This is a genomic window from Simiduia agarivorans SA1 = DSM 21679 (assembly GCF_000305785.2).
GTDB lineage: Bacteria > Pseudomonadota > Gammaproteobacteria > Pseudomonadales > Cellvibrionaceae > Simiduia > Simiduia agarivorans.
This window is the reverse complement of sequence record NC_018868.3, coordinates 4,117,159-4,134,325: the sequence shown is the minus strand read 5'-3', so window position 1 is coordinate 4,134,325 and position 17,167 is coordinate 4,117,159. Positions and strand designations below refer to the sequence as shown.

The 17,167-nt window shown below is 56.7% G+C and carries 16 protein-coding genes; 10 read left to right on the top strand and 6 right to left on the bottom strand.

All coding sequences use genetic code 11. The features are described 5' to 3' along the window. Positions 1–22: 22 nt before the first annotated feature. The 9 genes from M5M_RS18455 to M5M_RS18415 all read left to right on the top strand — a co-directional run bounded on the left by M5M_RS18455 (position 23) and on the right by M5M_RS18415 (position 10,539). Positions 23–394: a GntR family transcriptional regulator gene (locus tag M5M_RS18455; RefSeq protein ID WP_015049035.1), complete on the top strand. Its 372-nt coding sequence runs from the start codon at positions 23–25 to the stop codon at positions 392–394. Further along, positions 391–1,260 (top strand): ABC transporter ATP-binding protein, encoded by an 870-nt coding sequence (locus M5M_RS18450; RefSeq protein WP_015049034.1) that lies wholly within the window; start codon positions 391–393, stop codon positions 1,258–1,260. Before M5M_RS18455 ends, M5M_RS18450 begins: the two co-directional genes overlap by 4 nt. After that, on the top strand, positions 1,260–2,624 hold the full coding sequence (locus tag M5M_RS18445; RefSeq protein ID WP_015049033.1) for a hypothetical protein: 1,365 nt from the start codon (positions 1,260–1,262) through the stop codon (positions 2,622–2,624). The genes M5M_RS18450 and M5M_RS18445 overlap by 1 nt, the downstream gene beginning before the upstream one ends. Before the next feature lie 17 nt (positions 2,625–2,641). Further along, positions 2,642–3,517, top strand: coding sequence for a GIN domain-containing protein (locus M5M_RS18440; protein WP_015049032.1), 876 nt, complete (start codon positions 2,642–2,644; stop codon positions 3,515–3,517). Between the two features lie 396 nt (positions 3,518–3,913). Further along, a complete protein-coding gene (locus tag M5M_RS18435) occupies positions 3,914–4,291 on the top strand; it encodes a PadR family transcriptional regulator (protein ID WP_015049031.1) in 378 nt (125 codons plus the stop codon). After that, positions 4,279–5,223 carry a hypothetical protein gene (locus tag M5M_RS18430; RefSeq protein ID WP_015049030.1) on the top strand — a complete coding sequence of 315 codons (945 nt, stop codon included), beginning with the start codon at positions 4,279–4,281 and terminating at the stop codon, positions 5,221–5,223. Before M5M_RS18435 ends, M5M_RS18430 begins: the two co-directional genes overlap by 13 nt. Before the next feature lie 320 nt (positions 5,224–5,543). Beyond that, entirely contained in the window at positions 5,544–6,587 is a 1,044-nt protein-coding gene (locus tag M5M_RS18425) for an efflux RND transporter periplasmic adaptor subunit (RefSeq protein WP_015049029.1), read from the top strand. Beyond that, a complete protein-coding gene (locus tag M5M_RS18420; protein ID WP_015049028.1) occupies positions 6,584–9,679 on the top strand; it encodes an efflux RND transporter permease subunit in 3,096 nt (1,031 codons plus the stop codon). The genes M5M_RS18425 and M5M_RS18420 overlap by 4 nt, the downstream gene beginning before the upstream one ends. Continuing rightward, positions 9,676–10,539: a patatin-like phospholipase family protein gene (locus tag M5M_RS18415; RefSeq protein ID WP_015049027.1), complete on the top strand. Its 864-nt coding sequence runs from the start codon at positions 9,676–9,678 to the stop codon at positions 10,537–10,539. The genes M5M_RS18420 and M5M_RS18415 overlap by 4 nt, the downstream gene beginning before the upstream one ends. 251 nt (positions 10,540–10,790) lie before the next feature. On the opposite strand, the gene M5M_RS18410 is transcribed toward M5M_RS18415, so the two are convergent. The 6 genes from M5M_RS18410 to fabV all read right to left on the bottom strand — a co-directional run bounded on the left by M5M_RS18410 (position 10,791) and on the right by fabV (position 15,548). Next, complete coding sequence (locus M5M_RS18410) at positions 10,791–11,402, bottom strand: glutathione S-transferase family protein (protein ID WP_015049026.1); 612 nt, start codon at positions 11,400–11,402, stop codon at positions 10,791–10,793. After that, on the bottom strand, positions 11,402–11,797 hold the full coding sequence (locus M5M_RS18405) for a hypothetical protein (protein WP_015049025.1): 396 nt from the start codon (positions 11,795–11,797) through the stop codon (positions 11,402–11,404). Before M5M_RS18405 ends, M5M_RS18410 begins: the two co-directional genes overlap by 1 nt. 30 nt (positions 11,798–11,827) lie before the next feature. Next, a complete protein-coding gene (locus tag M5M_RS18400) occupies positions 11,828–12,322 on the bottom strand; it encodes an outer membrane beta-barrel protein (RefSeq protein ID WP_015049024.1) in 495 nt (164 codons plus the stop codon). A 15-nt stretch (positions 12,323–12,337) separates the two neighbouring features. After that, on the bottom strand, positions 12,338–13,381 hold the full coding sequence (locus M5M_RS18395) for an NADP(H)-dependent aldo-keto reductase (protein ID WP_024330415.1): 1,044 nt from the start codon (positions 13,379–13,381) through the stop codon (positions 12,338–12,340). Positions 13,382–13,383: 2 nt separating this feature from the next. Next, complete coding sequence (locus M5M_RS18390; RefSeq protein ID WP_015049022.1) at positions 13,384–14,286, bottom strand: MBL fold metallo-hydrolase; 903 nt, start codon at positions 14,284–14,286, stop codon at positions 13,384–13,386. Between the two features lie 71 nt (positions 14,287–14,357). Further along, positions 14,358–15,548 carry an enoyl-ACP reductase FabV gene (fabV, locus tag M5M_RS18385; RefSeq protein WP_015049021.1) on the bottom strand — a complete coding sequence of 397 codons (1,191 nt, stop codon included), beginning with the start codon at positions 15,546–15,548 and terminating at the stop codon, positions 14,358–14,360. A 268-nt stretch (positions 15,549–15,816) separates the two neighbouring features. Between fabV and M5M_RS18380 the strand changes: the two genes are divergently transcribed. Further along, complete coding sequence (locus M5M_RS18380) at positions 15,817–17,118, top strand: metal-dependent hydrolase family protein (protein WP_015049020.1); 1,302 nt, start codon at positions 15,817–15,819, stop codon at positions 17,116–17,118. Positions 17,119–17,167: the final 49 nt, after the last annotated feature.

Genomic DNA, 17,167 nt, shown 5'->3' with positions numbered 1-17,167 from the left:
TGACTTCATAAAGGTATCACCTATGACACAGTGGAATGACGATCAACCCATCTACCGGCAGCTTAAAGACCGCATGGTGGGGCTGATTATGGAAGGCGCCTACGCCGAAGGGGACGCGATCCCCTCGGTCCGGGCAGTATCCGCCGAATATCAAATCAATCACCTGACCGTGTCCAAGGCCTACCAGGAACTGGTGGACGAGGGACTGGTAGAAAAACGCCGGGGGCTAGGCATGTTTGTTATCGAAGGTGCAAGAGGAACAATCTTGAAAGCAGAAAGGGAAAAATTCCTGACCGTGGATTTACCGCAATTATTGCAACGTATTGCGCAATTGGGCATCACCAAGGACGAGTTGATCGAACACATCAACCAGGCGTTGGAGACACAGCAATGAACAGCATCATTCAAGCCCGCGGCCTCAGCAAACGCTATGGCGGCAAAGTGGCGCTGAATAACGTGAGTTTTGATGTGGCGCCGGGCCGGATTGTCGGATTAATTGGTCCCAACGGCGCCGGTAAAACCACCGCGCTGAAAGGCATCCTGGGCCTGGCCCAGGTAGAAGGCACACTGCAGGTGCTGGGCATGGACCCACTCAGGCAGCGCAAGGCTTTGCTTGAACAAGTGAGCTTTATTGCCGACACGGCCATTCTGCCGCGCTGGATCAAAGTGTCTCAGGCCATCGCCTACGTGGCAGGCGTGCACCCGCGATTCAACATCGCCAAAGCACACAGCTTTTTGGAGAAAACCCAGATTCCTCTTGGCGCCAAAGTCAGCAGTTTGTCGAAAGGCATGATCACGCAATTGCATCTCGCGCTGATCATGGCGATCGATTCGCGTCTGCTGGTGCTGGACGAGCCCACACTGGGCCTGGATATTCTCTACCGGAAGCAGTTTTACACCACATTGCTGAACGATTACTTCGATGAGGAAAAAACCATTCTGGTCACGACTCATCAGGTGGAAGAGATCGAAACCATTCTTACCGATCTGATGTTCATCAATAACGGCGAACTGGTATTGAACGCCGAGATGGAAAGCCTGGCCGACGATTTTATCGAAGTGGACATTAAAGCCAATCAGAAGGATCAGGCCGCCGCGCTGCAACCGATACACATTACCCCGCGCCTGGGAGGGTTCCGGGTCATGTACGAGCGCGCTGACCGGACGCAACTGGCGGAACTGGGCAGCCTGCACACGCCGAGCATCACAGATTTGTTCGTTGCGAAAATTCAACCGAACCTGAGTTGGGGTCAAGCATAATGAACCGCTTTATCACACCGTTCAAACGCGAGTTCTGGGAACACAAAGGCAGCTTTGCCTGGTTGCCGGCCGCATTGGGTTTACTCATCTGCCTGTTAATGGCGGGCGCACTTGTTGCAGTGAGCTCAGGTGCATTCAATATCCACAGCGATATTGAATTCAACTTCAGCAATACCGAAGAAGGCGCGCACCAGGACCACCGGGAGGCGCATCAGGTGCGCATGGTTGAAGCCCTCACCCTCGCACGCGAGGAGCTGGTGCGCAGCCGCGACGCACTCAAAAACCATGAGTCTGACCAACGCGCTATCGATATCGAACGCCATGTAGCCGAAACACACGCTAAATTGGCGGAGAAACAACGGGAGCTGGCCGAAGACGGCATTCACATCGATCTGTCGGTCATGATGGCGGATATCGATGAAGACATGATCCGGCACCAGGTCACCCGCGAGCTGGATCGCGAAATCGCCAAACTCGATGCACAACTGGCGCGCGAGACTGCGCGAGGCAATGCCCTGCCGCCTGTTCCGCCTGTTCCGCCGGTTCCGCCCGTGCCTGGATTTGATGGCCAGAGTTCTGATGCCACAGGTCCGGTGCGCACCTTCCCTTCAGAAATCATCGTGATCGAGAAGGACGAAGACACCCGGCAGAATTTCAGCGACGAAAACGTTGCGGACATGAACAAGGTGATCAAGGTTTTCTTTGCCCTGTTCAGCGGCCTGATGATTGTGGTGAGCGTGTTCTACTTGCTGGGCAGCCTGTACAGCGACCGCAAAGACCAGAGCATTCTGTTCTGGAAATCCATGCCGGTTTCAGAAACCCAGCAGGTACTCACCAAACTCGCCACCGGGCTGGTATTGCTGCCCACCATTGCGGTGGTGACGGCGACGGTCGTGGCACTGGTATTCCAGTGGTTGGCAATGATCTTTGTGGGCCTGCACAGCCCGACCACCACCGCCATGGAACTCTGGTCCGGCACTCACCCGATCAGCATTGCCATCAATCACTGGTTCATCGCCATGGGCGTCAGCCTCTGGAGCCTGCCATTCTTTGCCTGGTTGCTGCTGGCTTCCGCCGGTGCCCGCCGCTCGCCCCTTATGCTGGCGATCATTCCACCGGCAGTCATCATGCTGTTCGAGGAATTGGTGTTTGACTCCAACAACTTCCTGGATCTGATCGACGGTCGTCTGCCTGCGCTGGTAATCGACGAAGGCGCCAATTCCGGCTTCATCATGTTCGAACGTGCCGGCCTGGCGGATTTCGGAAACTTTATAGTCAGCCCGGGACTTTGGGCAGGCGCTGCCATCGCCGCTCTCATGCTCGCTGGCTGTGTGTGGCTGCGCAATAACCGCTACGAAATCTAGTGACGAGGATCGATGCGATGAAATGGACCAGTCTATGCCTTGGAACCGCCTGCGCAGTCAGTGTTTGGGTGTGCGGTTCGGAACATTTCCAACAGCGCTATGAGCTGGAGCCTGTAACCCAGGTGCAAATGGATGCCTTCGGTACCGTGGACGTGGCACAGGCGGACTACAACCGCCTGTTGGTCACGGCCGAAGAAGACCTGAGCGAGTACATTCAACTGGATATCCAGCGCAATAAACTCACGGTAACGGATACCCGGACCGACTCGGTCTGGTTTCAGACCCGCAGGCTCTGGCAGCAAATGACCGGCGACACGGCACCGATGGCACAGGTCCATTACGCGCTGTACTTGCAAAACCCCGAGTCGATCCAGCTCAACGGTTTTTTTGATGCCCGGTTGAACGGCATTGAAGGCAAGGACCTGAACGTGATTTACAACGGCATGGGCGATCTGAGTGGCGGCGGCCTGAAGCTTGAGCAACTGACACTTGAACTCAATGGCAAGGTCACCACCGAGCTGAAGCACAGCAGCGTGGGTGCCATTGCCGTTCAGTTCAATGGCCTGGGCCACCTGCAATCGAAAGGCCTGGTCAGCGATACGCTGCAGGCCAGCCTGCACGGTAACATCAGCTGCCAGCTCAATGGCCACACCCAGGTGCTCAACTGGAAAATGCAGGGCGCCGGCGACTGCGAAGCGTCCGGCCTTGCCTCCCAATCTGCACGGGTAGACCTGCAGGGTGCCAGCGACATGGTGGTGAAGGTGGCAAAGTCACTGGAAGCCAGTACTCAGCAAGGCGCGAGCCTGCACTATTACGGCTCGCCCAAAGTGACCGCCAAAGGCAGCAATATCAAACGCATTGCTGGCGGTTACCAGGCGCGAACGTATTATTGACGGGCAAGCTTGAGCCAACGAGAAAAATACATTTCCCTCTGTATTCAGCGAGACTAAGACCGCACTCCGGATGGCGGGAGTGCACCAATTGCAGGCGCAAATGGGTGCCATGGGTCCTTTCGGCATAAAAAAAGCCGGGGGATACCCGGCTTAAGCAAACATCAATGAGGAGACATATGAAAAACACACGTTGCAATTCATATGTCTCTTAGAGGCCCTGCACCACCGTTAGTTCCCCCTTTTTTGTGATTTCTTCAATAAATAGCGCGTACCGCCTTGATTACTGTGCAACATACAGTATTATATTAACTGTGTGACACACAGTATGCGTCACACAGCAAGCATGCTGCGGCAGTGTCCGCAGCCATGGACAACCCAAGGTATCGCACACACGTCATGAACCCGTCACCCGAACAGACTGAGCAGGATGCTCTGCTACAGAAAATGACCCAGGAACTGCGTCGGGGGTCGTTGGTGCTCGCCGTCCTGTTGGCGCTCAAGCAACCGCACCACGGCTACTCCCTTCGCCGCCATCTGGCCGATCTGGGTCTGCAAGTGGATGAAGGCACACTCTACCCCCTGATCCGCCGACTGGAGAAAGACGGGCTGCTCGAAAGCGAGTGGCAAGCGGATACCGGCCGCAAACGCCGGGTTTACCGATTGTCAGCGCTGGGACACAGCCTGACGCCACGACTGATACACGAATGGAATCAACTCGGCCAGGTCATCGGCCAACTTTGCTCACCACAGGAGACAGCACCATGCAATGGATAGAGCGCTACCTAGAAGCCGCCCGGCCTTATTTGCCCAGCGACCACCGCGACGAGCTTTTGAGCGAACTGGATGCCAATTTGCGCGACCAGCTGGACGAAATGGATAGCTCCGATCCGGACGCCGAAAAACGCCTGGTGACAGCGCTGGGGCACCCGGCAATCTGGGCCCAGAAATTCAACCCGCAGCCGGCATTGATCGGGGCCGAACTGATGCCGGTTTACCGCTTGGCCATCCAGTGGATGATGGCCATCCTGCTGGTGTGGTTCGCCTCCATGGAGGTGCTCAATACCCTTGCCAGCACCAGCCTCCAGCCCATTGCCAGCCTGTTCCGCGTGGCCGCAAACAGCCTGGAAGCGTTTGTCTGGTGGTTTACCGGCATTACGCTGGGCTTTTATCTGATGGAAAAACCCATCCGGCAATTGAATTTGCTGGAAAACTGGCAAGCCGACGCCCTGCCCCCCATCGCGCCACATTGGGCGACGGTGTCGCGCTCCGAAGCGGCCTTTGGCATGGTGGCCAACCTGATTTTTGCTGGTCTGGTGTTGGGGCTTGTGCCCTTCGAGAGCGCCATCAGTGCGCAGTGGGCGCCCGGCACCGAAACACTGGCAGAAGGTCTTTGCCTCGTCATCGGCGGACTGGCGCTGATCTGGTCCGGGCTGCATTTCTGGCACTGCATCCGACCACAATGGAGCCGCTATACACTCACCACCAATATGGCGCTAAACACAGCCTGTGTGCTGCTGGTGGCGATATTGCTGTGGGTGCCGGAAACGTTTTTACCCTTATTCAGCGCCCAACGCATCGCACTCGAACCCCTGGTGCAGCATATCCAACAGGCCCTGATGTCTGTGGTCCTGATCGTGGGCGCCGTGTCGGTTTACGAGCTGGTGCGGGATTGGCGCCGGAATCAGCAATTGAACAGCCCCCGATAATGTCCTCAGGCAGCAGACGCCACCATAAAAAAAGCCGGGCAACGCCCGGCTAAAGATCATCATTGGGGAGAGATATGCAAAGCACATTGCCTTTACATGTCTGTTTGAGTGCAGCGGTGCGTTAAAGTTCCCGGAAATACCGTCTTTGCACTCCATTGCCCGGCCTCACACTTCTTTACACAACGGCTGCACAAAGGCCTGCGCCAGTCTTATATTCTGGCCGACTATACTCATCGCACAAACCGCTCACCTGGCCTCATTATTGATACATTGGTATGAATAAGTGCGTAAAAGGCCCAAAACCCCAGAATGGAACTTCCATGCGTACCCTACTCCTCGCCCTCGCCTGCCTTTACACCGTTACTGCGACCGCCGCCACGGGCGTGTACGTACAGAAACTCACCTATGCCGACTTTGCCGATCGCCTGGAAGCGCTGGGCACGTTGCGCGCCAATGAATCAGTGGAAATTACCGCCACGGTCACCGAGCGCCTGCTGGCGGTGCACTTCCGCGACGGGCAACGGGTCAAGCGCGGTGCGCTGCTGGCCGAAATGGACGCGGCAGAAGAACAAGCCCTTCGCCAGGAACAGTTTCTGGTAGCGGATGAAGCCGCCCGGCAATACGAGCGAGTGAAAAAACTCGCTGCCGACGGGCTTGCCCCCCAATCTCAACTGGATGAAAAACGGCGCGAATACCTGGCCGCGCAAGCGCGTCTGGATGGTATCGATGCCCGGCTTCGCCAGCTCAAACTCACCGCCCCTTTCGATGGTGTGCTGGGCATTCGCACGGTCAGCCCCGGCACTTTAGTGAAACCCGGTGATGTGATCACCACACTCGATGACGATCAGGTGATGAAACTGGACTTTTCCGTGCCGTCTACTTACCTGCCGGCACTGACCGTGGGCCTGAAAATCAAAGCCGTTGCCCGCGCGCTGGACAACGCCGCATTTGATGGCGAAATTGCCAGCATCGACTCCCGCGTAGACCCGGTCACCCGCGCAATCCGCGTGCGCGCCCTGGTGCCAAACCCCAATGCGCGTCTGCGCCCGGGCTTGCTGATGAGCATCGACCTTTACAAAAGTCCGCGCCAGGCGCTGATGTTGCGCGAGGAAGCCCTGATTCTGGAAGGCCGCAATCACTACGTGTTCCGCGTCAACGCAGACAACAAAATTGAAAAGGTCAACGTGGTACCCGGCAGTCGCGCTCCCGGCTGGGTTGAAATTTTGCAGGGCCTGAACGAAAACGACTTATTGGTGACCCAGGGCACGGTTAAATTGCGGCCGGGCGCCGAGGTCGACGTCCTGGGTGAAATTGAACCCGGGCAACGGCTTCCCGACCTGATGAAAGGAGCGCACAGCTCATGATGCTGTCAGACCTGTCCGTGCGCCGCCCGGTGTTGGCGGTGGTTATCTCGCTGTTGCTGGTTGCATTCGGGCTGGTGGCGTTTGACCGCCTGCCCCTGCGCGAATACCCCGACATCGATGCACCGATCGTATCCATCGATACACGTTACACTGGCGCCAGTGCCAACGTCGTGGAAACCCGCATCACCAAGGTCATCGAAGACCGCATCTCCGGCGTGGAAGGCATTAAATACGTCCAATCCAGTTCTGAGGACGGCCGCTCCAACATTACCGTTGAATTCGATGTATCGCGCGATATCGACGCCGCGGCTAACGATATTCGCGACCGCGTGTCGCGGGTACTCGACTCGCTCCCGCGCGAAGCCGACGCGCCGGATATCCAGAAACAGGACGCCGATGACTCACCCATCATGTGGTTTAACCTGGTGAGCGATCGCATGACGCTGCCGGAACTGACCGACTACGCCGAGCGTTACCTGGTCGACCGGTTGTCTGTGCTGCCCGGGGTCGCGCGCGTGCGCGTTGGGGGTGCTCAGAGTTACGCTATGCGGGTGTGGATCAACCGCCAGTCGCTCGCCGCGCAAGGCCTCACCGTTGACGACGTGGAGTCGGCGCTGCGCTCAGAAAACGTAGAGCTGCCCGCGGGCACGGTGGAATCCCTTGAACGTCAGTTCACTGTCCGGGTACAGCGCACGTTCCGCACTGCAGAAGATTTCGGCAAGCTGGTGTTGCGTCAGGGCGACGATGGCTACCTGGTGCGACTGGGCGATGTGGCGCGGATTGAAAAAGGCACGGTGGAAGACCGGACACTGTTCCGCGGCAATGGCGAGCCGATGGTGGGCCTGGGCATTTCCAAACAAAGTAAGGCCAACATTATCGAAGTGGCGCGCGCCGCGCGCGCAGAAGTTGACCGGCTCAATACCACCTTGCCGGAAGGCATGGCGATCAAACCCAGTTATGACTCATCAGTGTTTATCGAAGCCTCGGTCAACGAAGTTTATAAAACGCTGTTTATCGCCATCAGCCTGGTCATTCTCGTGATTTACCTGTTCCTCGGCAGTGTGCGCGCAATGCTCATTCCCGCCGTCACGGTACCCGTGTCACTGATTGCGACCTTCATACTGCTTTACGCGTTCGGCTTTACCATCAACCTGTTGACCCTGTTGGCACTGGTACTGGCCATTGGCCTGGTAGTGGACGATTCAATTGTGGTGTTGGAAAACATTCATCGCCGCATCGATACCAAATCCGAACCGCCCTTGGTTGCTGCCTTCAAAGGCACCCGCCAGGTGGGCTTTGCAGTGATTGCCACAACCTTGCTGTTGATTGCCGTGTTCGTTCCTATCACCTTCCTCGAAGGCGATCTGGGCCGTTTGTTTACCGAATTCGCGTTGACCTTATCAGCCGCGGTGGTGTTTTCCAGCCTGGTGGCGTTGACCCTCTCGCCGGTAATGGCGTCACACCTGCTTCATGCCAATGAAAAACCCACCGCACTGGTGCGCTGGATGGACCAAGGGTTTGCCAGTTTGAGCAAGGGCTATGCCCGCCAGCTGCAATGGTTATCCCCCAGGCCCTGGCTGGCGTTGCTGGTGGTGGTGGTGATGGGCGGCATCGCCGGGCTGCTGTTTACCCAGACGCCCAGCGAATACACGCCCAAAGAAGACCGGGGCTCTTTCTTTATTGTGGTCAACGGTCCTGAAGGTGCGAGCTACCAGTACACCGTCGATTACATGAATGAAATTGAAGCCCGACTGCAGCCGTTCATTGAAAATGGCGAAGCCCAACGGGTGTTGGTCCGGGCGCCCCGCAGCTTTGGTAACCTGACCGATTTTTCCGGCGGCATGGTGATTGTGTCCCTGCAGGATTGGAGCGAACGGCGCTCGGCCTGGGCCATCATGGATGACATGCGCCAACGTCTGAGCGATTTGCCGGGCGTGCGTGCGTTTCCGATCATGCGCCAGGGCATCCGCGGCGGGAACAATAAACCGGTCCAATTCGTCCTGGGTGGTTCTACTTATGACGAGCTGGCCCAATGGCGTGAAATTCTGGTGGCAAAAATCGAACAGGAAAAACCCGGTCTGGTAGATGTAGACTGGGACTACAAAGAGACCTACCCGCAATTCCAGGTCAATATTGATTACACCCGCGCGGCTGAACTCGGCGTAACCGTCACCACCATTGGCCGCACACTGGAAAGTCTGATGGGCTCGCGGCGCGTGACCACGTATATTGACCAGGGCGAGGAATACGACGTCATTATTGAGGGTGAGCGCAGCGAAAAACGCTCACTGACCGACCTGCAGAACATCTACGTGCGCAGTGCACGCAGCGGCCAGCTGATTCCGTTATCGAACCTGGTTCAGCTGGAAGAGTTTGCCGATGCCGGTCGACTCAACCGCTATAACCGCATCCGCGCACTGACGCTGGAAGCCAACCTGGATGGCATCACGCTGGGCGAGGGCCTGAGCTGGTTGGAGCAGGCTGTCGCCACCGAATTACCGGAACACGCGCAGGTGGATTACAAAGGCGACTCGCTGGATTTCAAATCCTCGGGACAAAGCATTGCGTTTATTTTCATTCTGGGTCTGGTGGTGGTTTTTCTGGTACTCGCCGCCCAGTTTGAGAGTTTTGTGCACCCGGCCATCATCATGCTCACCGTGCCGCTGGCCATGGCCGGTGGACTGTTTGGGCTGTGGGTAACCGGCAATTCACTCAATATTTACAGCCAGATTGCGCTCCTGATTCTGATCGGGCTGGCCGCCAAAAACGGCATCCTGATTGTGGAATTCGCCAACCAGTTGCGCGCGGCCGGGCGTTCCATGACTGATGCAATCAACGAAGCGGCCAGCATCCGTTTGCGCCCTATCGTCATGACCAGTATCACCACCATGGCGGGCGCCGTGCCATTGATCATGTCTTTTGGTGCCGGTGCAGAAACCCGTATTATGATCGGTATCACCTTGTTCAGCGGCGTGTTGGCGGCGACCTTGTTTACCCTTTACGTGATCCCCGCGGCCTACCAACTGCTGGCGCCTTTCGCCAATGAACCGGGTGCGCACGAACAAAAACTTCAGCGGGCACTCGACTCATGAGCAAACGCGTTTCTCTGGTACTGGGCAGCGGCGGTGCGCGCGGGCTCGCGCACATCGGCGTGATCCGTTGGCTGGAAAAAAACGGCTATGAGATCCGATCCATTTCGGGCTGTTCCATGGGCGCGCTGATCGGCGGTATCTATGCGTGCGGCAAACTGGAAGACTACAGCCACTGGGTCAGCACGCTCGACAAAATGGACATTGTCACGCTGCTGGATTTTTCATGGCGCAAAAGCGGACTGGTGAAAGGCGACAAGATTATCAACGCTCTGGTAGAACTGGTGGGCAACCACCAGATAGAGTCCCTGCCAATCCGCTACACCGCGGTGGCAGCTGATATTTTTGCCGAAAAGGAAGTCTGGATTCAGCAAGGCCGCTTGTTTGATGCGATCCGTGCCTCGATTTCACTGCCGCTATTTTTCACACCCCACCGCCTCAATGGCGTCGACCTGATCGATGGTGGCGTGCTGAATCCCGTGCCCATCGCACCGACCTTTGGCGATGGCAACGACCTCACCATTGCGGTGAATCTGTGCGGCAAACCGGAAGGAAAACCGCTCGCCAACCAGGACATCAAAGCCCACGACAACAAGGGGTTACACGACAAGGTACGGCACTGGATTGCCACACTGACGGAAGGCAGTACGCCTATCCATCAGGATCTTGGGCCTTACGAAATTGCCAACCAGGCCTTTGATGCCATGCAAAGCACCATTGCCCGTCAGAAACTGGCGGCCTACCCGCCGGATATTACCCTCACCTTACCCCGCGACGCCTGCGGGATATTGGATTTTCACAAAGCCGACGCGATGATCGCACGTGGCCTTGCGCTTGCCGAGCAACACCTCAAACCCGCCTAGCAGGCTGTTGAAAAACCCCTTACATGCTCAGCGAGACCTGAAGCGTGCAGATGTTGCGGTTTGTCTCGACGCACAGGGTGGCTCCCTTTGCGAGAGTCAAAGCGCAGCAAATGTGCGCTTCAGGCCTCGCCCTCCGGGGCTTTCAGGCTGGCCCGTACTTGTCGTTGCCTTTTTTCGGTGGGTGGACACACACCTTCAAAACGGCGCCTAAATTACGAACCAGCCTGATAGCCTGGGCATGCAAGGGGTTTTCAACAACCTGCTAGTGATTCCATTGCGATAAAACCGGGCTGCGTGCGCACCCGTTGCATCCACGCATTGATGTGAGGAAAACCACTCAGATCAAAGCCGCCCTCGTGTGCCACCGGGGTGTAACCGAACAGGGCGATATCCGCTGTAGTCAGACTGTCACCCACCAGAAACGGCGTCTGAGCGAGCTGCTGCTCCATGACCGCAAGGGCCTTGTAACCCCCTTGTTGCTTGGCCTCGTATTCCGCCCGCCGGTCATCGGGCAGACCCAGGTACTTATTGATAAAGCGCGCGACCGCAATATAGGGCTCGTGGCTGTATTGTTCGAAAAACTGCCACTGCTGCACTTTGGCCATCTGAAAACTGTCTGCGGGCAACAGTGGACTGCCAGCCGACAGGTAATTGATGATGGCGTTGGATTCCCACAAACTCCTGCCGTCGTCCAGCACCAGTGTGGGTATCTTGCCGTTGGGATTCAGTGCCAGAAATTCGGCCGTTTTAGTACCGCCCTGTAAAATATCCACGGCCACAAATTCATGCTCGCGCTGCAACAGCGCCAGCGTCAGTTGAACCTTGTAACAATTGCCTGACCGGCTATCACCATAGAGCTTCACTAATCACCCCGCTTTTGATCCGTAACGTGCACAAGCACTTTTAATGTGACTCCCACCAGCAGACTCAATAAGGCCAGCAAGGTAATTTCACGCGATTCCATTTTGCCAGCAGGCTCGATGCAGAAAGCTGCCAACAATACCGCAGCGCCCGTGAGGATCAGTGTGTCGCTCATGATGTGGCGCAACTTCAACCCGGAACTGGGTTGGGCGCTGGTGCTGCAGGCCAGCAATACAAACGCGGCCAGCAGCAGATAGATATGGCTGGCGCGGTACATGTACCGCACCACCTGATCACCCGCATGCAAATGGCTGAAATCATCTTGCATGTAGATACCGGTGATGAAAAAGATCACCAGCAACAGACTTCCACTCCAACGGAAAACAACGGGCTTCATAACTGTGCTCCCTGCACAGACACCGCTTGATCAGAATTTGCCGATAACCGACACGGAGAACTGATCAATATCTTTGTCGACATATTGGTATTCGGCTTCGAGCAGGACACGACCGAAATCATAGCCGCCGCCAATACCACCCCCAAAGGCAGATTTGGTTACCGCTTTGGCGGCTGAATCCAGTCGCTTCCACACCAGGCCGCCGCGCACTTTAAAATACAGGGTGGTGTTGGAACGGTAAACCCCGTACAACCCGGCCGTATCAATGGTGTAATCGTTGACGATATCCAGCAGGTTTACATCCGACTTGCTGCGGGTAACCTCCGCCTCCATGCCAAAGCCATTGGCATAATGGTCGGCCACCACAATCCCGGCGCCGCCCGAGTTGTCCGCACCGTCGATTTTCAGTTGTGTGTAGATGCCTTTAACGCCGAGATAGAGCCCGGCTTTATTCACCGCGGACTTTTCGGCAAAGGCCAATGCAGGCATGCACAGTAACAGGGCACTGACTAACGTGAGTTTCATATCAATTCCTTTGGCTCAGGGTGCAGGGATAGTATAGCGCCTGTGAATTGCCTCAATTTCTGCCAACAGGGTATCGTCCAGAGTGACCGACATACTGGCAATATTGTCGGCCAGCTGTTGGGTACTGGTTGCGCCAATGATCGTACTGGTGATCCACGGTTGTTGGCGCAAAAAGGCCAACGCCATGTGTGTGAGCGACAGTTTATGCTTGTTCGCCAGATCCACGTAGGCCTGCGTGGCCAGGGTGGATTGTTCGCCCAGATAGCGGGCAAACCGGCTGAACCGGGTAAGCCGGGCGCCTTCGGGTTTGGCACCGTTCAGGTATTTGCCCGTCAGCACCCCGAATGCCAGCGGTGAATAGGCTAAAAACGCAATCTGCTCACGCATGCAGATTTCCGCCAGGCCGACCTCCGCACTGCGATTGAGCAGGTTGTAGGGGTTTTGAAGCGATTGCACCAGAGGCAGATTGTGTTCCTTGGCGAGCCGTGAAAAGGCCATCAGACCCCAGGGAGTTTCATTCGACACCCCCACGTGCCGGATCATGCCCCACTCCACCAATTCCTGCAGGGCAGCGAGGGTGTCCTCAATGGCCACGCCATCGTCATCCACATGCTTGTAGCCCAGCTGGCCAAAAAAATTGGTGCGTCGCTCGGGCCAATGCAATTGGTACAGGTCGATATAATCTGTCTGCAAGCGCTCAAGCGACGCTTCCACCGCCTGACGGATCTGGTCGCCATCCAGGCGCGGGCCGCCGCGAATATGGCTCACGCCGGAATTGGCATCGCCCCTGCCGGTGACCTTGGTGGCCAGGATCACCTTGTCGCGATTGCCGTGGACCTTGAACCAGTTGCCGATGATGGTTTCGGTCAGGCCCTGGGTTTCCGGCCTGGGCGGAATCGGATACAACTCGGCGGCATCAAAAAAGTTGATGCCCGCCTCCAACGCCAGGTTCATCTGGGCGAAGGCTTCCTGCTCGCTATTTTGCTCACCAAAAGTCATGGTACCCAGGCACAGTGCGGATACTTCAATGCCGGTGTTACCCAAGGGTTTGTAACGCATCGTCATGTCGGGGAGTCCTTGTCTTGTGTCACCAATGACCAGCGGGCCTTGTCGTATAACCAATGCCCTTCGCAATATTCTTCAACCCGCTGATCCTCCTGCAATTTGCGCAAGTGCGCCCACAGGGAAAATGCCGCCACCGGGTACAGACTTTCATCTACATCGTCATAGGCCATCGGCGTCAGCTGTTCGAGGGTTGCAGGCGCAGGGCAGGCAGCCAGCGCGTCGATAACTTTCGATTCCCGTGCCAACCGATGGGTCACCAGACGATCGAGATAATTATTCACATCGGCCATCAGGTGACCATGACCTGGCGCAAGGTAGCGCACGGGAAATGCTTTCAGCTTTTGTACACTGCGAATGTAGGCGCCCATATCGCCACTGGGGGGAATGATCACCACGGTTGCGCCCTGCATCACATGATCACCCGTGAACATCAGGCCCGATTCAGGGTGCCAGAAACAATAGTGGTTTCCCACATGCCCCGGCGTGTGCACCGCCTGAACCGGCGATTCACCGCCGTCAATCCACAGGCCGTCTTCCAACGCCTGGTGCGGCTGACAGAACTTGTCCTGATGCCCATCGTCGTCAATCAACGCGCCTAACACCGGCGCCCCGGTGCGGGCCGATAAGGCCATGGCGGCGGGCGAGTGATCTCTGTGCGTGTGGGTCACCAGTATTTGTGCCACCCGGCCAGCCGACTGGATTGCATCCAACAGACGCTCATCAACCGGCCCGGGATCGATGACCGTCAGTGATTGCTGGCCGAGAATATAACAATTGGTGCCGGGCCCGGTCATCGGACCCGCATTGTGCGCCACCAGCCGTCGAACGCCGGGGACAAGAGTGACGAGCGCCCCCTGGGTCAGAGGGAATTCAACTAACTGCTGAGCCAGTTGCGCCATGCAGGTTTCCTCTGCCGGTTAACGCACTGCAATAGACAGCGACAGCGCCAGAGCACCATCGCCGCGTGGAGTTAACCAACGAACGGTGCAGGCACCATCGGGTCGGTTTCTGCATCGTAATCGATCGCGTCAAACCCGAAACCGAACAAACGCAGAAAATCGTCGTTGTAGCCTTTGTAATCGGTAATATCGAACAGGTTTTCTTCGGTCACCTGTGGCCACAGCGCCTCGATTTTTTGCTGGGTTTCCGGTTTGAGTTCCAGGTTATCCATGCGCAAACGATTGGTGTCGTCAAGGCGTGGCGAGCCGGTATAGAGCCCTTCGGTAAACAGGCGATAAAGCTGCTCGATACACCCTTCGTGGGTGCCCTCTTCCTTCATTACCTTGTACACCAGCGAAATGTACAACGGCATAATCGGAATTGCCGACGATGACTGGGTCACCAGTGCTTTCAGTACCGCCACATTGGCCTTGCCCTGCACCGACGCCATGCGCTCATTGAGTGCTTTGGCAGCGCGATCCAGATCTTCTTTGGCTTTACCGATGGTGGCGTGCCCGTAAATGGGCCAGGTGAGCTTTTCGCCCAGGTAGGTGTAAGCCACCGTGCGGCAGTTATCGGCCAGGAGGCCTTCTTGCTGCAACGCGTCAATCCACAGTTCCCAATCTTCGCCACCCATGACCTTCACGGTATTGGCGATTTCTTCTTCGCTCGCAGGCTCTACGGTGATATCGGCAATTTTCAGTGTGTCGGTATTGAGGTTTTTGGCGGTGTAGCCTTTGCCAATGGGCTTCAACACTGAAGAATAAAGCGTACCGGTTTTGGGATCGGTGCGACGGGGCGACGCCAGCGAGTAAACCACCAGATCCACCTTGCCCATGTGCTCTTTGACCGCGGCCAGGGTCTGGGCTTTGATTTCATCGCTGAACGCATCGCCGTTGATACTGAGTGCAAACAGGCCGGCCTGTTTTGCGGCCGCGTGAAAAGCGGCGGTATTGTAGTAACCCGCACTGGCCGTTTTACGGTCGGTGGGGGCTTTTTCAAAGGCCACGCCGATGGTCTTGGCGCCACTGCCAAAAGCGGCGGTGATGCGCGACGCCAAACCGTAGCCGGTTGAGCAACCAATAACTAACACATTTTTCGGACCACCTTCGATGGCACCCTGGGCCTTGATGAAATCAATTTGCTCCTGCACATGGGCAGCGCAACCCTGCGGGTGCGCGTTGGTGCAAATAAATCCACGGACTTTGGGTTTAATGATCATGGCTTTTATCCTGTATACGCCAAAGGGCTGGGCCCCAGTCACGCCAGGCAACAGCGGCCCGGCGACGTCAATCAGCCCGCTATTATAATGACCGACCAGCCATAAAACAGCGCTTTGTCGCGGATTCCGCAAGATAGACTAAATTTTAATCAATAAGCCGAAATTATCCCGTAATCCACTCACCTGATCCCGCTCAGTGTCTGGGCCTCAGGGCCCCGGCCGTCTACACTCATGCACTTGGCCAAAATAACATCAAGAGAGAAGCATCATGATCCGCATTCTTCAGAGACTGGGCTTTGCAGCCGGCCTCGCCGTCGCTGCCCATGCATCCGCCGACACCCTGATCCACGCCGGTAAACTGATCGACACGGAAGAAGGCACCGTCCTCACCGAACAAACCCTTCGCATCGCCAATGGTCTGGTGGTCAAACTGGAGAGCGGCTACACACAAGCCGGCCCGGCCGATCAGGTCATCGATTTACGGGCGCACACGGTCATGCCCGGATTCATGGACATGCACACGCACCTGAGCGACCAGATGAATCCCAAAGCCTACTCCGAAGGCTTCCAGTTGAACGCCGCCGACTACGCCTACCGATCAGTGGGCTTTGCTGAAAAAACCTTACTGGCCGGTTTTACCACCGTGCGCGACCTGGGCGATACAGACCGGGTTACCGTGTCACTGCGCAACGCCATTAAACAGGGCATTATCACCGGCCCGCGCATTTACACCGCCGGCAAATCCATCGCCACCACGGGCGGCCACGCAGACCCCACCAACGGCCACAGTCACAAGCTGATGGGCCACCCCGGCCCCAAGGAAGGCGTGATCAATGGCATTGCCGATGCCCGTGAAGCCGTGCGCCAGCGTTACAAAGAAGGCTCGGACCTGATCAAAATTACCGCCACGGGTGGCGTCCTGAGCATGGCAAAAAACGGCCAGAACCCGCAGTTTTTTGAGGATGAAGTAGAAGCCATTGTTAAAACCGCCAAAGACTATGGCATGACCGTGGCCGTGCATGCCCACGGTGCCGAAGGCATGAAGCGCGCGATTCGCGCGGGCGTAGACTCTATTGAACACGGCACCTACATGGACCGGGAAACCATCAAGCTGTTCAAAAAACACGGCACCTGGTATGTACCCACTATCAGCGCCGGCAAATTCGTTGCCGATAAAGCCGCCATCGATGGCTACTTCCCGCCGGTGGTCGTACCCAAGGCCAAAGCCATTGGCCCACAAATCCAGGGTACCTTTGCCAAGGCTTACAAAGCCGGCGTAAAAATCGCCTTTGGCACCGATGCGGGCGTATTTCCTCACGGTGAAAATGCCAAGGAATTCGGCTACATGGTAGAAGCCGGTATGCCGCCGATGGCCGCCATTCAATCAGCCACATGGTCCACGGCCCAGCTGCTTGGCATCACTGACGAAGCCGGCAGCCTGAGCCCGGGAAAGTGGGCCGATGTTGTGGCTGTTAAGGGCGATCCGCTGAAGGATATTGCGCTGCTGCAGAACATAGACTTTGTGATGAAAAGCGGCATAGTTTACAAACAGGGTGGCAAAGCACGGTAAACTACCGCTTGCATTAACCTATGGCCGTCGGCCCGCGTCCTGACTCAGG